Source organism: Rhodococcus sp. 2H158, from assembly GCF_053764755.1.
Genome location: NZ_JBSNCE010000016.1, coordinates 124,129 through 142,448, shown reverse-complemented (window position 1 = coordinate 142,448; position 18,320 = coordinate 124,129). Strand labels below are relative to the sequence as shown.

The following is an 18,320-nucleotide window of genomic DNA, read 5'->3' as shown; positions in this document are numbered from 1 at the left end:
CGCCATGACGAATTCGCTTCCTCCCACCCGGGTTCGAGAGGCCGACCCGGTGTTCACCCCCGGCGACGGCGTCGTGCCGAAGGGCCTGGCCGCCGGCAGGATCGGCACGTTCGCCGGCGCCGTCCTGGGCATCTCGTCCGTCGCGCCGGGATACACGCTGACGGCGAGCATCGGCCTGATCGTCGCGGCCGTCGGGCTGAAGATGCCGGCGATCTTCATCGCCGGGTTCATCCCGATGTTCCTCACGGCGTACGCCTATCGCGAACTCAACTCCGAATCACCGGACTGCGGGGCGTCGTTCACGTGGTCGACGAAGGCCTTCGGCCCGTATGTCGGGTGGATGTGCGGCTGGGGCATGGTGATCGCGACGATCATCGTGCTGTCCAACCTGGCCGCGATCGCCGTCCAGTTCTTCTACCTGTTCCTCGCCCGCATCACCGGAGACTCCGCGATCGCGGATCTTCCCGGGAACAAGTTCGTCAACGTGGGTACGACCCTGGTGTTCATCGCGATCTCGACATGGATCGCGAGCCGCGGCATCACCACGAGCGAACGCGTCCAGTACGCGCTCGTCGGCTTCCAGATGGTGCTCCTGCTCGCGTTCGCGGTCGCGGCACTCGTGCACGTCGGCGCGGGCGACGCGCCCGCCGGACTGTCGCTCGACGCCGCCTGGTTCGACCCGTTCCACGGGCTTGCGATCGGCGCCTTCGTGATCGGCGTGACCGGCTCGATCTTCGCGTTCTGGGGATGGGACACGTGCCTCACCCTCGGGGAAGAGTCCCGGGACCCCAAGAAGACCCCGGGCCGGGCCGGCCTGTTGTGCGTGGCGACGATCCTGCTGACCTACCTGCTGGTGTCGGTCGCGGCGATGATGTATGCCGGTGTCGGTACGACGGGTCTCGGGCTGGGCAATCCCGACAACTCCGAGAACATCTTCGGCGCCCTCGCCGACCCGGTCCTGGGCCAGTGGGGCGGCCTGCTGCTCTTCCTCGCCATCTTCGTCTCGTCGGTGGCGAGCCTGCAGACCACCTTCCTGCCGGCGGCGCGGACGATGCTCGCGATGGGTGCCTACGGCGCGTTCCCGCGCCGACTGGCCGCGGTGCATCCCCGCTTTCTGGTGCCGTCGTACGCGACGGTCGTCGCGGGGGTCGTCACCGCGGTGTTCTACGCCGGCGTGACGTTCCTGTCCGAACGCACCCTGCTCGACACCATCGCGGCGCTGGGCATCATGATCTGCTGGTACTACGGGATCACCGCGTTCGCGTGCGTGTGGTACTTCCGCGGACGTCTGTTCACCAGTGCCCGCAACGCCGTGTTCCGGTTCGTCTTCCCCCTGTCGGGCGGGATCATGCTCGCCGCCGTCTTCGCGATCTCGGTGGGCGAGAGCATGAATCCCGACAACGGCAGCGGCGCCGAGATCGGCGGCGTCGGGCTGGTGTTCTTCCTCGGCTTCGGCATCCTGCTGCTCGGCGCGGTCCTGATGCTGGTGATGCGGGTGCGCAATCCGCAGTTCTTCCGCGGGGAGACCCTCACACGCAGCACCGCCGCGCTCACCGGGGAGACGGACGTGTTCACCACCGACCGCGGTTGAACCCGGACCGCACCGACCACCGCGCCGACGCCGGCCGGGCCGTTCAGGCCCCGGCCGGCGTCTGTACGACCAGGCCGGCCACCAGTGCGCGCAGGCCGAATTCGAAGGCGGCGTCGGCCCGTTGCGGATTCGGGCAGGCGGTCTGCAGTGCGGCGCGCATCGCGTCGCCGGTTTCGGGGACGTTCGCCCACACCACCTCGGGCGCGGCGAGGTCGAGCGCCGAGCCGAGGACGAAGCTGTCCACGGTGGTGATGGCATGCAGCACCTGCGCGGGCGTGAATCCGGCATCCGTGAAGGCCTGCGCCAGAGCGTTGTAGAGCCCGAACGCGACCGGCGACTGCACGGTCTGCGCGGTGAACAACGGGATCAGCCGCGGATGCGCGGCGTAGGCGCGACGGTACTCGCGGGCGAGGGCGGCGACCGTCTCGGACCAGTCGCCGGCCGGTTCGCCCACGACGATGGTGGACATGATGCGCGCCCGCATGGCCTCGACGATCTCGGCGCGTCCCGACACGTGGTTGTACAGCGACGACGGCCGCACCTTCAGCCGCTCGGCCAATCCCGGCATGGTGAAGTCGCCCGCCGTGTCCACCATGTGAATCGCTGCGTCCGTGATGATTTCGGGCGACAGCAGCCGCTTCGGCGGTCGTGGCATACGAAAACTCCTCGAAATCGTCGTGGGCTCTTGCCCGGGACGCGCTCGTCCACCATACTTAACGAATCAAATTCGTTTTATCCCCCGGATCGAGCCGAGGACTTCCCATGCTCACCATCACCGCCACCACGCCGCCCGACTCGCTGTGCCGGGTCGACGCCCCCGATCGGCCACCGCTGCGCGTCGGACTGGTTCAGCACCGCTGGCACGACGACGAACGGGCGTTGCACGCCGAACTCACCGAGGGCATCGCCCGCGCCGCCGGACTCGGCGCGCGCGTCGTGTTCCTGCCCGAACTCACGTTGAGCCGCTACCCGGCCGACACACCCGGCGGCGCCGACGCCGCCCGGACCGCCGAGGACCTGCGGACCGGCCCGACCGTCGCCTTCGCCGCGGCCGCCGCGTCCGCCCACGGTGTGTTCGTACACGCGTCCCTCTACGAACGCGCCGACGCACCCGACGGCCTCGGCTACAACACCGCCGTCCTCGTCTCCCCCGCCGGCGAACCGGTGGCCCGGACCCGGAAACTGCACATCCCCGTGACCGCCGGATACTACGAGGACACCTACTTCCGGGGCGGTCCGGCCGGCGACCCGTATCCCGTCCACACCCCCGACGGCCTCGACGGCGCCCGCATCGGCATGCCGACCTGCTGGGACGAGTGGTTCCCGGAGGTGGCGCGAGCGTACTCGCTCGCCGGGGCCGAGATCCTCGTCTACCCGACGGCGATCGGCTCCGAGCCCGACCACCCCGAGTTCGACACCCGCCCGCTGTGGCAGCAGGTGATCGTCGGAAACGGCATCGCCAACGGCACCTTCATGATCGTGCCGAACCGGCACGGCTGCGAGGGAGCCATCACCTTCTACGGCTCCTCGTTCGTCTCCGATCCCTACGGGCGCATCCTGGTGCAGGCGCCGCGCGACGAATCCGCCGTGCTGGTGGCCGATCTCGACCTCGCGCAGCGCCGGGACTGGTTGTCGCTGTTCCCGTTCCTGACCACCCGCCGCCCGGACACCTACGGCTCGCTGACCGCACCGGTGGACGCGCACGCACCCTTCGGAGCCACGCGATGACCTGGCGCATGCCCGCGGAGAGCGAACCGCACGAGCGCACGTGGATGGCCTTCCCCACCGAGGGATACTCACTGGGCGACACCGCGGAGGAACACCACGAGGCCCGCGCCACGTGGGCCGCGGTCGCGCATGCCGTCGCCGAGTTCGAACCGGTCACCGTGGTGGCCGATCCCGGCCAGGTCGACGCGGCCCGCCGGTACCTGTCCCGCGACGTGGAACTCGTCGAGGCCCCGCTGAACGACGCCTGGATGCGCGACATCGGGCCGACCTTCGTCCTCGGCGACGACGGCCGGTGCGGCGGGGTCGACTGGGTGTTCAACGGCTGGGGCGCGCAGGACTGGGCCCGGTGGGACCACGACGCCCGGATCGCGTCGTTCGTCCTCGAGCGGGCCGGCGTGGAACGGGTCGCGTCGACACTCGTCAACGAGGGCGGTGGCATGCAGGTGGACGGTCTCGGCACCGTCCTGCTCACCGAGACCGTCCAGCTCGACCCCGGGCGCAACCCGCACCTCGACAAGGCCGCGGTCGAGGCGGAACTGCGGCGCACCATCGGCGCGACCTGCGCGATCTGGCTCCCGCGCGGGCTGACACGGGACCAGGAGCGCTACGGCACCCGCGGTCACGTCGACATCGTCGCCGCGATCGCGTCCCCGGGTGTGGTCCTCGTCCACGACCAGCGCAACCGGGACCACCCGGATTTCGGCGTCACCGCGCTGATCGTCGACCGGCTGCAGCGCACGACGGACGTGCGCGGCGAGCCGTGGCGCATCGTCCGGGTGCCGGCCCCGGCGACGGTCCGCGACGACGAGGGCTGGGTGGACTACAGCTACATCAACCATTACGTCGTCAACGGTGGGGTGATCGCCTGCCGCTTCGGCGACCCTGCCGACGACGAGGCCGCGGAGATCCTGGCGGCCGCGTATCCCGGCCGTCGCGTCGTGGGAGTGGACGCGCGGCCGCTCTTCCGCCGCGGCGGCGGCATCCACTGCATCACCCAGCATCAGCCGCGGTGACGAGCCCGTCTTCGCCGGCACGGTCCTGTGTCGGCGAAGACGGTTCCCGTGACCCGCCCTCGCCTCTACTGTGTCCTCGTGCCCGGCGTCCTCGTGCCCCGCGATGCCGCCGGTGGCCGACGGCGCGTGCGGGAGGTCCCTGTGACGGAGGAACGCTTCGACCCCGTGACGGAGGAACGCTTCGACGCCGTGACGGAGGAACGCTTCGCCCCTGTGACGGGCGAACGCGCCCGCGAGGAACGCATCGTCGGCTCGATCGTCGATTCGACCGGCATCTCGCGGGCGAAGGTGTTTCCCGGGCACCGGCTTACGTCGTTCGTCGAGTCGGGCGCGGGCGCGTCGCCGAGCTGGGCGGTCTTCTGTGCCGACGACCATCTGGCGTTCACACCGTCGCTGTCGGTGACGGGCGATCTCCGGCTGCGGATCGACCGCGACCGGCTCCGGCCCGTCGGGGACGGCGTCCAGTGGGCACCCGCCGGCCTGTACGAGCAGGACGGGACGCGGTCACCGTTGTGCACGCGCGGAGCGCTCGAACGCGTCGTCGAGGAGCTCGCCGCGGCCGGCGTGCAGGCCCGGGCAGGGCACGAGATCGAGTTCACGCTCTTCGAGGGCGGGCGCAGCGAATGGTCCGCATACGGTCTCGGTGCCGCCCTCGGGCGGGACCCGTTCGTCGCGGACCTGTTGCGCGCGGCCGCGCACGCGGGTCTGGGCATCGAACAGATCCACGCCGAGGCGGGCGCGCAGCAGTTCGAACTCTCCCTGTCTCCGGCAGCCCCCGTGGAGTCGGTCGACGACCTGGTGCTCGCACGCATCCTGATCAGTCGCACCGCCCGGCAGCACGGTCTGCGTGCGTCGTTCTCCCCCGTCCCCGTCGTCGGCGGGGCGGGGAACGGGGCCCACGTCCACGTGTCCTTCACCCGCGAGGGGCGGCCGCTCCTGTCCGGCGGCGACGGCCCGCACGGGGTGACTGCGGCGGGCGGCAGCGTCGTCGCCGGCATCCTGCGCGCGCTGCCCGAGTTCGGGGCGGTCCTCACCGGGTCCGTGCTCTCGCATCTGCGGCTGCAGCCGGGCATGTGGTCCGGCGCGTGGTGCTGCTGGGGGCTCGAGAACCGTGAAGCCGCGCTGCGGCTGTGCGCGCTCACGCCCGGGAGCCCCTACGGCGCCCACCTCGAGGTCAAGCCCGTGGACCCGTCGGCCAACCCCTACCTCGCCGGCGCGGCGATCCTCGGGGCGGCCCACGCCGGTCTCACCGACGCACTCCCGGTTCCGCCGGAGATCCCGGTCGATCCGGGCCGGATGACCGATGCCGAACGCGCCGAACTCGGGGTCCGCGTCCTGCCGACGGACCCCGACGGCGTGCTCGCCGCGCTCGGGTCCTCCCAGCTCGCGCAGCGCCTGTTCGGACCGTCGATCATGGAGGCCCTGCTCGCCGTGAAACGCTACGAGTTCGGGAAGTACCGCTCGCGGCCGCCCGCCGAACTCGCGGAACGGTTCCGCTTCGCGTGGACCGACTGACCGTGTCGCGAAGATCACGGTAACGGTCCTCTCCGAATCGGCGATTCACGGCCGTCGGCAATGGAGAGAACGGACGGCCATGCACAACCTCGAGTCGGTGGACCCCCAGGCGATCACACAGCCCATCGCACAGGTGCTCACGCCGGGCGATTCCGCGGCGGAGCCGGTCCGCCCGCCGGCGTCCCGGCGCGCAGCGGCCGCCCACTCCGCCCCGCCCGCCGCCGAGGTCCGGCGCGTCAAGCGGCTCACCTACGGCGACGAACCCCGCCGACGGTCGTTGCGGCCGGATTTCTGGTCGATCGTCGGCGCGCTCGCGCTCGTGCTGGCGATCGCGTTCGTCGTCGTCGCGCTGCTCGTCTCGGGAAACCGGCCCCAGCCGTCGTACCGGCCGAACTACGCGCCGTCCGGCCTGGGCGCCGCGCTGGTGCCCGCCGCAGCGGTGGCGTGACGGCCCGCGGCCTGCCCTTTTCCCGCTGAGCGGGATCGCCGCACCCCTGCGGGCCCGCCGGGGCAGGAGCATCGACCTGCTGACCGAGGAGGACAGGAGTGGATTCGATGAGTGAGTTCGAGGGCCGGGTCGCGCTGATCACGGGCGGGGCGCGGGGCCAGGGCCGCAGCCACGCGGTGGCGCTGGCCGAGCGCGGCGCCGACATCGTGCTGTGCGACCGGTGCGCCGACAGCCCGGTGGTGCCGTACCCGCTGGCCACGGAGGCGGATCTGGCGGAGACCGCGGAGGCGGTGCGCGCCACCGGGCGCCGGTGCCTGACCGCGAAGCTGGACACCGCGGACCGCCCGGCGATGGACGAACTCGTGGCGCAGGCGCACGCCGAGTTCGGCCGGATCGACATCGCGGTGGCGAACGCGGGCGTGTCGGTGGCCGCCCCGATCCAGGCGATGACCGAGGCGCAGTGGGCGGAGGCGATCGGCTCGAATCTGACCGGTGTCTTCAACACCGTCGGGGCGGTGGCGCCCGGCATGGTCGAGCGCGGCTACGGGCGGATCGTGACGATCTCGTCGATGCTCGGCCGCGCGGGCAACACCAACATGGCGGCGTACAGCGCATCGAAGTGGGGCGTGATCGGCCTGACCAAGAGCGCCGCGCTGGATCTGGCGCCGCACGGTGTCACGGTGAATGCGATTGCCCCCGGGAACATCTCGACACCGATGATCCACAACGACTTCCTCTACGGCCTGATGCGCCCGGATCTCGAGCATCCCGGCGCCGACGACGTGGCCCCGATCTTCCAGAGCCTGCACGCGCAGCCGGTGCCGTGGCTCGAACCGGCGGAGATCACCCGCGTGGTGCTGTTCTTCGCCGCGGAGGCCAGCGCCCACATCAGCGGCACCGTGCTGCCGGTCGACGCCGGCAACGCCGGGCGGGTAACCGGATAGGCGCCTGCGGCGCCGGTGCGTCCTTTGGGCCGCCAGGGCAGCCCAAAGGACGCACCGGGGGCGTCAGCCCCAGCGAGACTGGCCGCCGTCGAGGGGGATCGTCGCGCCGGTGAGGTATCCCGCGTCCTCGCCGACGAGGAAGACCACCGCCCGCCCGATGTCGGTCTCGGGGTCGCCGATGCGGCGCAACGGGATTCCCGCGCGGAACGCCTCCGCCTCCTCCGGGTTCCGGGCCATCCAGGCCTCGAGTCCGGGCGACATCGCGTGCGGTGCGATGGCGTTGACGCGGATCCCGTCGACGCCCCACTCGCAGGCCGCGGCGCGGGTCAGCGACCGCATGCCCTCCTTGATCGACCCGTAGACGCCGTAGTTGCTCGCGTCCCAGCGGACCGCCGCCGACGTGACGAGGTTGACGATCGAGCCGCCCCCGCGCTCCTTCATCACCGGGTAGCAGGCCCGCATCAGCCGCAGCGTCGCGAGCGGGCCGGTGGCGAAGGACCGCTCGTACTCGGCGTCGGTGAACGACAGCAGCGGGCCGGGCCGGCAGTCGTTGGCGTTGTTGACCAGGATGTCCACACCGCCGAAGTGCGCCACGGTGCGCTGCACCGCCGCGTCGACGTCGTCGGCGCTGCTGACGTCGCAGCGCAGCGCCAGCGCCTTGCCGCCGAATTCCTCGATCGCCTCGGCCGTCGCGACCACCTTGGATTCGGTGCGACCGGCGGCCGCGATGTGCACCCCCTCCTTGGCGAGCGCGAGGGCGATGCCCCGTCCGATTCCCTGGCCCGCGCCCGTGATGAGCGCGACCTTGCCGTCCAGCTTGCTCATGTCTCCTGCTCCGGTTCTCTCGCCGCATCGGAAGTCCTGGTGTCCCAGGCGTCCCGTCCACTATCCTTGACCAAGCACTTGCTTGTCCACGTCGGTTCCCGCTCGCGTCCACGAAAGGCGCGGGACAGCAAGCAGTCTCGAACCGACCCGAGTTCCAGAAAGGTAGCCACGTGCACCTTCCCAATCCCGTCGACCACACCGGTCGCGCCGTGATCGTCACCGGCGGCACCAAGGGCATCGGCTTCGTCGTCGCCGAACACTTCCTCGCCGCCGGCGCCGACGTCCTGGTATGCGCCCGCAACGAGCCCGGGTCGCTGCCCTCGGCCGGCGGGCGGAGCGCGGCGTTCCGGGCCGTCGACGTGCGCGACCCCGCCGACGTGGCCGCCCTGGTCGACGACGCCATCGCCCGGTTCGGCCGGCTCGACGTGCTGGTCAACAATGCCGGCGGGTCGCCGGACTCCGACGCCGCCACCGTCTCCCCGCGCTTCGTGGAGAAGATCGTCGCGCTGAACCTGCTCGCCCCGTTCTACGCGGCGCAGGCGGCCAACCGGGTGATGCAGGAGCGGCCCGAGGGCGGCTCGATCATCAACATCGGCAGCGTCTCGGCACACGATCCGCAGCCCGGCACCGCCGCGTACACCGCCGCGAAGGCCGGCCTGCTGGGCCTGACCAAGGCCCTCGCCCTGGAATGGGCGCCGAAGGTGCGGGTCAACCACATCACCACCGGCCTGATCCGCACCGAGGGCGCGGCCTCGGTCTACGGCGACGACGGCGGCGCAGCGGTGACCCGCACCCTGCCGATGGAGCGGATGGCCGTGCCGTCGGACATCGCGCGCGCCTGCCTGTTCCTCGGCAGCGACCTCGCGTCCTACGTCAACGGCGCCGACCTGGCGGTCCACGGCGGCGGCGAGTACCCGGCCCGCTATATGGCCCTGCACGGCAAGTGACGCGTGGACCGGTGCCCGGGCGCCGTCCCACGACCTCACGCGAACGACGCGCGCGCCCCCGAGATCACGGCCTGCCCGTCCGCGGCCACCTCGAACACGGCGTCGTCGCGTCCGCCCCACACCCGCAGCTCGGCGACGTCGCCGGGGAACACCGGCGCCGCGAAGCGGCCCTGCAGTTCGGTCAGGTCCGCCGGATGCGCCCCGAGGAGCCGGGCCAGGGGCAGGGTCGCCGCCGCCAGGGTGCACAGCCCGTGCATGATCGGGCGCGGCTGACCGATCCGCGCGGCCGCCTCCGGATCGATGTGGATGTGGTGCCGGTCGCCGGTGAGCCGGTAGAGCGCGGCCTGGTTCGCGGCCGTGGCCAGTTCCCCGGTCAGCTCCGGCTCGCCCTGCGGCGCCCCGGGCTTCGACGGGCCGCGCTCGCCCCCGAAACCGCCCGCGCCGGGCGCGAAGATCGACCAGGTCGCGACGAAGTACTCGCACTCGACGCGGACCTCGAACACGGCCGCGGCCCCCTTGTCCCACACCTCACCCACCGACGCCCGCAGCTCCACCTCACCGCGACGCGGCAGCGGGGCCAGCACGGTCAGCTCCTGCGAGCCGTGCAGCGCCGTCGTCGTGTCGAACGCGCCGCGCGAGCCCAGCTCGTCCGGTGCCCACTGGGCCAGGGTCAGCGCGAACGTCGGCAGCACTCGCAGCCGGTCCTCGAGCACCAGGTCCAGGTCGGTGGCGGGCTGGGCACCGACGGCGAGCGCGTAGAGGATCGCGTCGCGCTCGTCGTAGGACACCGTGCGGGTGCCGAGGTCGGCTCCGCGCCACGCGCCGGCCTTCTGCTCCACTGCCGTCATTGTCGAATCCTTCCGGGATCAGGCGGCACCGAGGATCAGTCCGGACGTGGGAACCGCGGTTCCCGCCGTGACGATCACGTTCTCGACGCCGTCGGGTTGATTGGTGGAGGTGCCGCGCACCAGGCGGACCGCCTCGGCGATGCCGTTGACACCGTGCAGATACGCCTCGCCGACCTGGCCGCCGTGGGTGTTGCTCGGCAGCCGGCCACCGATCTCGAGGTTGCCCTCGCGGACGAAGTCCTTGGCCTCGCCGACGCCACAGAAGCCGAGTTCCTCGAGCTGCGGCAGCACCAGCGGGGTGAAGTGGTCGTAGAGGATCGCCGCGTCGATGTGGTCCGGACTCAGTCCGCTCTGGCCGTAGAGTTGGCGGCCCACCAGTCCCATCTCAGGGATGCCGGTGATGTCCGGACGGTAGTAGCTGGTCATCATGTGCTGGTCCTTGCCGGAGCCCTGCGCGGCCCCCTTGACGAGCACGGGCCGGTGCCGCAGGTCCCGGGCGCGTTCCGCCGAGACGACGACGAGGGCCTGACCGCCGTCGGTCTCCTGGCAGCAGTCGAGCAGGTGCAGCGGCTCGGCGATCCACCGCGAGTTCTGATGGTCCTCGAGCGTGATGGGCTTGCCGTGGAACCACGCGGCCGGGTTGTTCGCGGCGTGCTTACGGGCGACGACGGCGACCCGGCCGAAATCCTCACTCGTGGCACCGTACTGGTGCATGTACCGGCGGGCGAACATCGCGACCCATTGAGCGGGAGTCGCCAGCCCCTGCGGGGTCAGCCATGCGTAGGCCGCGCGGTCGGCGGTCGAATCCATCGGCCGGTCGTGCTGGCCGAGACCGAACCGGATACCGGAACGTTCGTTGAACGCGCGGTAGACCACGACGACCTCGGCGACGCCCGTCGCGACGGCCATCGCGGCCTGCTGCACCGTCGCGCAGGCGGCGCCGCCGCCGTACCCGATGCGGGAGAAGAACTTCAGTTCCCCGAGCCCGCAGTTGCGGGCGACGAGGATCTCGCCGTTGGTCTCCATCGTGTAGGTGGCCAGTCCGTCGACCTCGGACGGGTCGATGCCGGCGTCGGCCAGCGCCGCGACGACGGCCTCGCACGCGAGCTGCAGCTCGGAGCGGCCGGACTTCTTGGAGAACTCGGTGGCGCCGATGCCGACGATCGCGGCGGCACCCGAGAGCGGGCTGACAGCCATCAGGCGTCCTTCCCTTCGCTCGAGGGGTACGCGACGGTGACGGTTCCGGAGAGGTGGTTGCCGAGGCTGTTCGCCCCCTGGATCTTCACCTCGACGAGGCCGTTCTCCTTCGAGACCACCTGGCCGGTCATGGTCATGGTGTCGCCCGGGTAGTTCGGGGCGCCGAGACGGATCTGCACGCGGCGCACCGTCGCGAAGGGGCCGGCCCAGTCCGTCACGAACCGTCCCGCCAGCCCGTTGCTGGTGAGGATGTTCATGAACACGTCCTTGGATCCGCGCTCGCGCGCCAGCTCGGGGTCGTGGTGCACGTCCTGAAAGTCGCGGGTCGCGAGCGCCGTCGCGACGATCAGCGTGCGGGTGAGCGGGATCGCGAGTTCGGGCAGCACCTCGCCGATCTCGATGTCGTCGTAGCTGCGGCCCGTGGACACGGTGACGGTCACGCGACCACCTCGACACCGGCGGCGAGCTGGGCGCCCAGGCGCGCCAGATCCGACGCGGAGCCACCGAGGGTGGCGCCGATCTGCTTGCCCCACAACAGGTGCCGATGCACCGGATAGTCGGTGTCGACGCCCATGCCGCCGTGCACGTGCGTGGTGCGGTGCACCACGCGCTGGCCGCCGTCGGTGGCCCACCACTTCGCGACGAGCACCGAGGTGCCGGGGTCCTGTCGCTCGGCGAGCAGCCACGCGGCCTGCCACAGCGTCACGCGCATCGCCTCGAGATCGATGTAGCAGTCGGCCAGCTGGTGGCCCACGGCCTGGAACGTCGCGAGCGGACGTCCGAACTGCATGCGCCCGTTGAGGTAGGTGACGGCCTGCTGGACGGCACCCGAGCCGACACCGAGCTGGATCGCGGCGAGCGCGAGCTCGACGCGGTCGAGCAGCCACTGCGCGGCGGTGCCGTCGGGGGGCCCGAGCAGCTCCGCGGGAGCCGAGTCGAACGTGACGTTGCCGCAGATCTCCCAGGTGGTCGAGTGCGTCTGCTCGACGGAGACGCCCGCGCCGGCGAGATCGACGACGAACAGCGCGGCACCGGCCGGCGTGGTCGCCGAGACGATCGCGCGGGACGCGACGTGGGTGACCGGGACGACGGCCTTCGCGCCGGTCAGGGTCCACCGGCCACCGGCCTCCGTGGCGGTGGTCTGCGCGTCACCGGGGACGTAGGGGCCGAACTCCTCGAGACCGATCGTCAGGAACCGGCTGCCGTCGGCGACACCCGGCACCAGCGCGGCGCGCTGGTCGTCGGTGCCGAACTCGGCGACGGCGAGCGCGGCGAGCACCGACTGCCAGATCGGCACCGGGGCCACGTGCCGGCCCTGCTGCTCGAGCAGGACGTACAGCTCCGCCAGGCCGAGCCCACCGCCGCCGAGGTCTTCCGGCAGCGCGACGCCGAGCAGACCGGTGGTGGCGAGCTCCCGCCACAGCTCCCGGTCGAGGCGCTCGTCGCTCAGCTCGACCTGCTTGACCCGATCGATGCCGGCCTTGCCGGTGAAGACCTCGTGCGCGAGGCCGCGAATCGCTTCCTGCTCTTCGCTGAAGTTGAAATCCATCTACGAATCCTCCCGTGCGGCCGGCCGGAACGCGGGCAGCGTCAACTCCGGGTCGGCGTCGATCCAGTCCAGTTCCACCGCCATGCCGATCTCGACCGCGTGCGGTTCGACACCGGTCATGTTCGCGATCAGCCGGGTGCCCTCCTCGAGTTCGATCGTCGCGACGACGAGCGGGTACTCGAACCCGGGGATCCGCGGGTGGTGGTTGACGACGAAGCTGTAGACGGTGCCGCGGCCCGACGCGTCGACGGTGTCCCATTCGAGGGAGCGGCACCGCCCGCACATCGGCCCGGTCGGATGCCGCAACGTGCCGCACGCCACGCAGCGCTGGATCACCAGGCGGTGCTCCCTGGCCGCTTCGAACCAGAAGGCGTTGTCGGCGTTGATCGCCGGACGCGGGCGCAGGCCCTTCGGGGCGGCGGATTCCGAGCCGGGCCCGCTCTCGGGCTTCGGCTTCGGCGGCGCCGTGTCCTTCGGCCGGAAGCGCAGGGTGCGCCAGCGCTGGGTGGCGACGACCTCGCCGTCCCCGTTGCGGTACGTCTTGAGGGTGGCCACGAAGTGTCCCGCGCCGAGCCCGGTCTTCTTCTCCTCGGAGATCGATTCGATCACCTCGGTGAGCGAAACCCGTTCGCCGGGGCGCAGTTCGACGAAGAACTCGAAGTCCGAGTCCGTCGCGACGACGGACGTGAAGCCGGCGTCGTCGAGCGTGGCGATCAGGTCGGTCCACACCGGCGACGGGTCGTTGTTCGCCATCTTGTCGGTGAAGGTGCGCATCGTCCACACCTGCGTCATGAGCGCGGGCGCGACGGCGCCGGTGCGGCCGGTGGCGCGGGCGGCGTCGTCGTCGAGGTAGATCGGGCTGGTGTCGCCCATCGTCTCGACCCAGTGCCGGATCATCGGGGTGTTGACCGCGTCCGGGCCCCACGTCGTCGGCGTCAGGGTATGCCCCTCGAACGCCCTCAGCCTGGTCAGCAGTTCGCTCACTTGACCCTCTTCTCCCGCACCAGGCCCAGGCCCATCGTGCCGACCATGTCGCGCAGGACCTCGTTGACACCGCCGCCGAACGTGTTGACCATGCCCTGACGGGAGATCTGCTCGATCTGTCCGGCGAGCACGGCCCCCGGCGACTCGGGGCGGATCCGGCCGGCGGCCCCGAGGATGCCCAGCAGCGTCCGGTACACGTCGACGTGCGTCTCCGTGCCGTACACCTTGGTCGCGCCCGCGTCGGCACCGGAGAGGGTGTCGGCCGCGACGGCGGCGGTCATCTTCCAGTTCAGCAGCCGCATCGCCTCGAGCTTGGCGTGGGTGCGGGCGAATTCCTGCTGTACCCAAGGAATCTCGATGGCGCCGTTCTCCTTCGCCCAGTCCAGCACCTGCTGCCACAGCCCGTAGGTGCGGCCGCCGATCGCGGCGAGGCCGATGCGTTCGTGGTTGAGCTGCGCGGTGATCAGCGGCCAGCCGCCGCCGATCTCGCCGACGACGTCCCGGTCCGGGATTCGGATACCGCTGTAGTAGGTGGCGGTGACCGAGAGACCACCGACGGTGTGGATCGGCGACCACGAGAACCCGGGCGCGTCGGTCGGCACGATGAGGATCGAGATGCCCTTGTGCTTCGGGACGTCCGGGTCGGTGCGGCACGCGAGCCACACGTAGTCGGCCGTGTTCGCGCCCGAGGTGAAGATCTTGTTGCCGTCGACCACCCACTCGTCGCCGTCGCGCACCGCGCGGGTCTTCAGCGACGCCAGGTCGGTGCCGGCTTCCGGTTCGGTGTAGCCGATGGCGAAGACGATGTCGCCGGAGAGGATGCCGGGCAGGAAGCGGTCCTTCTGTTCCTGCGTGCCGTATTTCATCAGGGTCGGCCCGACGGTGTTGACGGTGACGAACGGGAAGGGCAGGCCCGCCCGCTGCACCTCGTCGAAGAAGACGAACTGCTCCTCGATGGAGCGGCCCTGCCCGCCGTACTCCGTGGGCCAGCCGATCCCCAGCCAGCCGTCCTTGCCGAGCAGCGTGACGACCTCACGGAAGTGCTCGCCGCCCACCCCCTGCTCACCGGCGCGGCGGCGCTTGTCCTCCGGCAGCAGCGACGCGAAGTAGGCGCGCAGCTCCTTCCTGAGCGCGACCTGCTCCGGGGATTCCTTCAGATCCATCGCGATTCTCCTAGCGACCGAATGTCGTTGTGACCTCGGACGCTAGTCAGCGTTGCCGTCGGCCGGGCGGCGCATCTCGGCCAGCGGGAACCGGCCCGGCGTCAGACCCGGCCGAGGCGTTCGGCGCAGGCGGCCATCTCGTCGACGACCTGGTTCAGCGACCCGGCCTTCGGCGAGGCCGACAGCACCATCCGGCCCGCGCCCAGCTTCCGGGCCCGGTCCATCCGCGCCTCGTCCAGGCGCGGCAGGGTCGCCCCCAGGACCAGCTCGACGGTGCCGGGATCGCGGCCCGCCGCCTCGGCGGCGCGGCGCATCTGCCCGATCGCGCGGTCGAGGTCCTCCCCCGCCAGGCCGAGCGGCTGGAACCCGTCGCCGAGCCGGCCGGCCCGCCGCGCGGCGGCCGCGCTGTGCCCACCGATGTACAGCGGCACCCCGGTCCCGCGGTGCGGCTTCGGCCAGCTGTGGGCGCCGCGGAACGTGAAGAACTCGCCGTCGAAGTCCACTCCGGCCGGGCCGGTGCCGGCCCACAGGGCGCGCATCACCGCGATCGCCTCGTCGGCGATCTTCCCGCGACGGTCGAAGTCGCCGCCGCACGCCTCGATCTCCTCCCGCATCCAGCCCAGTCCCAGGCAGATCCGCACCCGGCCGCGGGCGAGCCGGTCGAGGGTGGCCAGGCGCTTGGCCAGCACCACGGGATGATGGTTGGGCAGCACCAGCACCCCGGTCGCGAGCCCGAGATCGGTAGTGGCACCGGCGACGAACGACAGCAGCTCGAGCGGGTCGGGCAGCTCGCAGTTGTCGGGCAGGTGCGACTTGCCGGTCGGCGCATACGGGTACGCGCTGCCCGTGTTCGCGACGACGACGGAATGCTCGACGGCGGAGATCTCGTCGAACCCCAGTTTCTCGGCAGCGCGGGCGAATTCGAGGATCCACTCGGGTTCCCCGCTCTGGTCCAGCTCGACCGGCACCACCACACCCAGCTTCACGTGACGTCCGTCCTCTCGTTCCGCCGCTCCACCGCGGAAGCGGGCATCCTCTCGATCAGCGTCGGCGCCCATACGACCTTGCCCAGCAACCGGTCCGCGTCGGGCGCGGTCGCCAGCCACACCGCGGCGTCGGCGGGCACCGTGGCCGGCACCGCGTCGAACCCGGCGTCCTCCACCGCGCGGGTGCCGCCCCGGGCCCGCCCCGACTCGGTGACGACGAAACCCGGACTGAGGTTGAACGCCCGGACGCCGCGGGCGCGGTACTCGGCGTTGATCATCCCGGCGATCCGCGCGAACGCAGCCTTCGACGCCGCGTACGACAGGCCCCAGCCGCCCTCCCCCGGCGGCGCGGGCGGATCGATCGCGGCCGACCCGGACACCAGGTCGATCACGACGCCGCCGCCGCGGGCGAGCATGGCCGGCAGCACCGTCTGGATCAGCGCCAGCTGATGCAGGTAGTTGCCCTCGACCATGGCGGCGGCGTCGGCGAGATCGATGTCGAGGAGCCGGTCCATGTTGCCGCTCGTCTGTGCGTAGGCGTTGTTGACGAGCACGTCGATCCGGCCCCACACGTCCAGCACGCGGCGGCCCGCGGCCCGCACGGAGTCGACGTCGAGCAGGTCCATCGGGACGGGCAGCGCCCGCACTCCCAGTGCCTCGATCTCCGCGGTGGTGGTCTCGAGGCTGCCGGGCACGGCGATGGGTTCGTCGCCGTCGCGGCGGCTGCGGGGCGGCACGGCGCCCTGGCCCTCGCGGACCGTGCGGGCGGTGACGGCGACGTCGAAGCCCGCACGGGCGAACGCGAGGGCGGTCTCGCGTCCGATGCCGCGGCTGGCGCCCGTGACGAGGGCGACGCGGGTGCCGGGCATCGACTACACGCTCAGCAGCCGCTGCCGGCCGTGTGCGGCGAATTCCTCGTCCAGGGCGGCCTTGTCGGCCTCGCTCATCGCGGTGTACTCCGGCGCGCCGCGTCCCACCCACCGGTACACGGGCTCGGTGGTGTGCCAGCGCTGCGCCTGCAGCTCGCGCTTGAGGACCTTGTTCGAGCCGGTCACCGGCAGGTTCGTCGACACCCGCACGAACCGGGGAATCGCCTTCGAACCGAGATCGGCTTGGCCGGTGAGGAATTCGGCGAACTCGGCCGGGTCGAAGTCGGTGAGCGAGGCGACCTCGATCGACGCCATCACCTGATCGCCCGACCGCGGGTCCGGCACCGCGTAGACACCGGTGGTCACGACCTTCGGGTGCCGGCGCAGGACCCGCTCGATCATCAGCGCCGAGGTGTTCTCGCCGTCGACCCGGATCCAGTCGCCCTTGCGTCCCGCGAAGTAGATGAAGCCGGCCTCGTCGACGTAACCGAGGTCGCCGGTCCAGTACCACCCGTTGCGGATCCGCTCGGCGTCGGCGACGTCGTTCTTGTAGTAGCCCTCGAAGGCGCGGGCGCCCTCCTTGTTGATCATCTCGCCGATCGCCTCGTCCGGGTTGAGCACCCGGCCGTGCTCGTCGAGCACCGCGCGGGCGCACTCGGCGAACGTGTCAGGATTCACCACCGCGATCCCGGCGTGCGCGGGCCGGCCGAGCGCGCCCTCCGGCGCCGCCGGATCCAGCCGGACCGAACCAGCGCCCTCGCTCGAGCCGTACCCCTCGTACAGCACCGCGCCGAACCGGCGCACGAACTCGGCCTTGTCCTCCGGCGAGGCCTCGGTGCCGAAGCCCCGTTCGAGGCGGTTGTCGGCGTCGTCGGGCTGCTCCGGCGTGGCCATCAGGTACGCCAGGGCCTTGCCGACGTAGGTGAAGAACGTCGCGCCGAAGAACTTCACGTCGGGCAGGAACCCGGACGCGGAGAATTTGCGGGTCAGGCACACCGTCGCACCGTTGGCCAGGGCCGGCGCCCACAGCGCCATGAGCGCGTTGCCGTGGAACAGCGGCATGCAGCAGTAGTCGACGTCGTCGCGGTGGTGGCCGTACTTGGCGGTGTTCGCGTACGCCAGCCGGGCCAGCCGACCCTGAGAACACTTGACGGCCTTCGACATTCCGGTGGTGCCGGAGGTGAAGAGCAACAGGAACAGGCTGTGCTCGTCGACCCCGGCGGCGATCGCCGGCTCCACCCGGTGCGCGTCGATCCGCGCGGCGTACCCCGGGTCGTCGATCAGCAGGAAGCGGTCCTCGGCGAGACCGAGATCGAGGCCGCGCAGCTTCGCCATCCCGGCGGTGTCGGTGACGACGAGCTGGCAGTCGACGTAGCGGACCTCCGCCTCGAGCTCGGCCGCTCCCCGCGTGGGATTGATGCCGGCGACCGTCGCGCCGGCCAGCGCGGCCCCGCCGAGCCAGAACAGGAAGTCGGGAACGTTGTCGAGGAGAATGCCGATGTGGAACGGGCCGTCGGTGCGCAGCGCGCGGGCCAGCTCGCCGCGGGCCGCGCTCTCGCGCACCACGGCGTCCCAGGTCCAGTCCCGGTCCCGGGTCCGCACGCCGGGCCGGTCGTCCCCGACCCGGTCGAGCAGCATCTCGGCGATCGTGGCGCGCTGCACGCCGGCCTCCTTCGTCACGGCGGTGCCGGTGTTCACGGTGCTCGTCATCGC

The 18,320-nt window shown here is 71.5% G+C and carries 18 protein-coding genes; 7 read left to right on the top strand and 11 right to left on the bottom strand.

Annotated features, from left to right (window positions below; translation table 11 throughout):
• The first annotated feature begins 4 nt into the window (after positions 1–4).
• Positions 5–1,591 carry an APC family permease gene (locus ACWPOB_RS17485; protein ID WP_455401607.1) on the top strand — a complete coding sequence of 529 codons (1,587 nt, stop codon included), beginning with the start codon at positions 5–7 and terminating at the stop codon, positions 1,589–1,591.
• A 43-nt stretch (positions 1,592–1,634) separates the two neighbouring features.
• On the opposite strand, the gene ACWPOB_RS17480 is transcribed toward ACWPOB_RS17485, so the two are convergent.
• Positions 1,635–2,246, bottom strand: coding sequence for a TetR/AcrR family transcriptional regulator C-terminal domain-containing protein (locus ACWPOB_RS17480; protein WP_455401606.1), 612 nt, complete (start codon positions 2,244–2,246; stop codon positions 1,635–1,637).
• Between the two features lie 107 nt (positions 2,247–2,353).
• On the opposite strand from ACWPOB_RS17480, the gene ACWPOB_RS17475 reads away from it, so the two are divergent.
• From ACWPOB_RS17475 to ACWPOB_RS17455, 5 genes are all read left to right on the top strand, one after another.
• Positions 2,354–3,319, top strand: coding sequence for a nitrilase-related carbon-nitrogen hydrolase (locus ACWPOB_RS17475; RefSeq protein ID WP_455401605.1), 966 nt, complete (start codon positions 2,354–2,356; stop codon positions 3,317–3,319).
• Positions 3,316–4,332 (top strand): agmatine deiminase family protein, encoded by a 1,017-nt coding sequence (locus ACWPOB_RS17470; protein WP_455401604.1) that lies wholly within the window; start codon positions 3,316–3,318, stop codon positions 4,330–4,332. Before ACWPOB_RS17475 ends, ACWPOB_RS17470 begins: the two co-directional genes overlap by 4 nt.
• A 189-nt stretch (positions 4,333–4,521) precedes the next feature.
• Positions 4,522–5,847 (top strand): glutamine synthetase family protein, encoded by a 1,326-nt coding sequence (locus tag ACWPOB_RS17465; protein ID WP_455401619.1) that lies wholly within the window; start codon positions 4,522–4,524, stop codon positions 5,845–5,847.
• Positions 5,848–5,926: 79 nt separating this feature from the next.
• Positions 5,927–6,295 (top strand): hypothetical protein, encoded by a 369-nt coding sequence (locus ACWPOB_RS17460; RefSeq protein ID WP_100059198.1) that lies wholly within the window; start codon positions 5,927–5,929, stop codon positions 6,293–6,295.
• Between the two features lie 107 nt (positions 6,296–6,402).
• Positions 6,403–7,239: a mycofactocin-coupled SDR family oxidoreductase gene (locus ACWPOB_RS17455; RefSeq protein ID WP_455401603.1), complete on the top strand. Its 837-nt coding sequence runs from the start codon at positions 6,403–6,405 to the stop codon at positions 7,237–7,239.
• A gap of 63 nt (positions 7,240–7,302) precedes the next feature.
• Here ACWPOB_RS17455 and ACWPOB_RS17450 read toward each other — a convergent pair whose 3' ends face one another.
• Positions 7,303–8,064, bottom strand: coding sequence for an SDR family NAD(P)-dependent oxidoreductase (locus tag ACWPOB_RS17450; RefSeq protein WP_100057472.1), 762 nt, complete (start codon positions 8,062–8,064; stop codon positions 7,303–7,305).
• 170 nt (positions 8,065–8,234) lie between these two features.
• Between ACWPOB_RS17450 and ACWPOB_RS17445 the strand changes: the two genes are divergently transcribed.
• Entirely contained in the window at positions 8,235–9,011 is a 777-nt protein-coding gene (locus tag ACWPOB_RS17445) for an SDR family oxidoreductase (protein WP_455401602.1), read from the top strand.
• 35 nt (positions 9,012–9,046) lie between these two features.
• On the opposite strand, the gene ACWPOB_RS17440 is transcribed toward ACWPOB_RS17445, so the two are convergent.
• The 9 genes from ACWPOB_RS17440 to ACWPOB_RS17400 form a co-directional block, all read right to left on the bottom strand.
• On the bottom strand, positions 9,047–9,859 hold the full coding sequence (locus ACWPOB_RS17440) for a MaoC/PaaZ C-terminal domain-containing protein (protein WP_100057471.1): 813 nt from the start codon (positions 9,857–9,859) through the stop codon (positions 9,047–9,049).
• An 18-nt stretch (positions 9,860–9,877) separates the two neighbouring features.
• Positions 9,878–11,056: a lipid-transfer protein gene (locus ACWPOB_RS17435; protein WP_455401601.1), complete on the bottom strand. Its 1,179-nt coding sequence runs from the start codon at positions 11,054–11,056 to the stop codon at positions 9,878–9,880.
• Positions 11,056–11,496 carry a MaoC family dehydratase gene (locus ACWPOB_RS17430; protein WP_455401600.1) on the bottom strand — a complete coding sequence of 147 codons (441 nt, stop codon included), beginning with the start codon at positions 11,494–11,496 and terminating at the stop codon, positions 11,056–11,058. Before ACWPOB_RS17430 ends, ACWPOB_RS17435 begins: the two co-directional genes overlap by 1 nt.
• Complete coding sequence (locus ACWPOB_RS17425; RefSeq protein WP_455401599.1) at positions 11,493–12,605, bottom strand: acyl-CoA dehydrogenase family protein; 1,113 nt, start codon at positions 12,603–12,605, stop codon at positions 11,493–11,495. The genes ACWPOB_RS17430 and ACWPOB_RS17425 overlap by 4 nt, the downstream gene beginning before the upstream one ends.
• Entirely contained in the window at positions 12,606–13,589 is a 984-nt protein-coding gene (locus tag ACWPOB_RS17420) for a bifunctional MaoC family dehydratase N-terminal/OB-fold nucleic acid binding domain-containing protein (protein WP_455401598.1), read from the bottom strand.
• Positions 13,586–14,752 carry an acyl-CoA dehydrogenase family protein gene (locus ACWPOB_RS17415; protein ID WP_100057466.1) on the bottom strand — a complete coding sequence of 389 codons (1,167 nt, stop codon included), beginning with the start codon at positions 14,750–14,752 and terminating at the stop codon, positions 13,586–13,588. The genes ACWPOB_RS17420 and ACWPOB_RS17415 overlap by 4 nt, the downstream gene beginning before the upstream one ends.
• Positions 14,753–14,853: 101 nt before the next feature.
• Positions 14,854–15,738 carry an LLM class F420-dependent oxidoreductase gene (locus ACWPOB_RS17410; RefSeq protein ID WP_455401597.1) on the bottom strand — a complete coding sequence of 295 codons (885 nt, stop codon included), beginning with the start codon at positions 15,736–15,738 and terminating at the stop codon, positions 14,854–14,856.
• Positions 15,735–16,607, bottom strand: a complete 873-nt coding sequence (locus ACWPOB_RS17405; protein ID WP_455401596.1) for an SDR family NAD(P)-dependent oxidoreductase — start codon at positions 16,605–16,607, stop codon at positions 15,735–15,737. Before ACWPOB_RS17405 ends, ACWPOB_RS17410 begins: the two co-directional genes overlap by 4 nt.
• 3 nt (positions 16,608–16,610) lie before the next feature.
• On the bottom strand, positions 16,611–18,317 hold the full coding sequence (locus tag ACWPOB_RS17400; RefSeq protein ID WP_455401595.1) for an AMP-binding protein: 1,707 nt from the start codon (positions 18,315–18,317) through the stop codon (positions 16,611–16,613).
• Between the last annotated feature and the right edge of the window lie 3 nt (positions 18,318–18,320).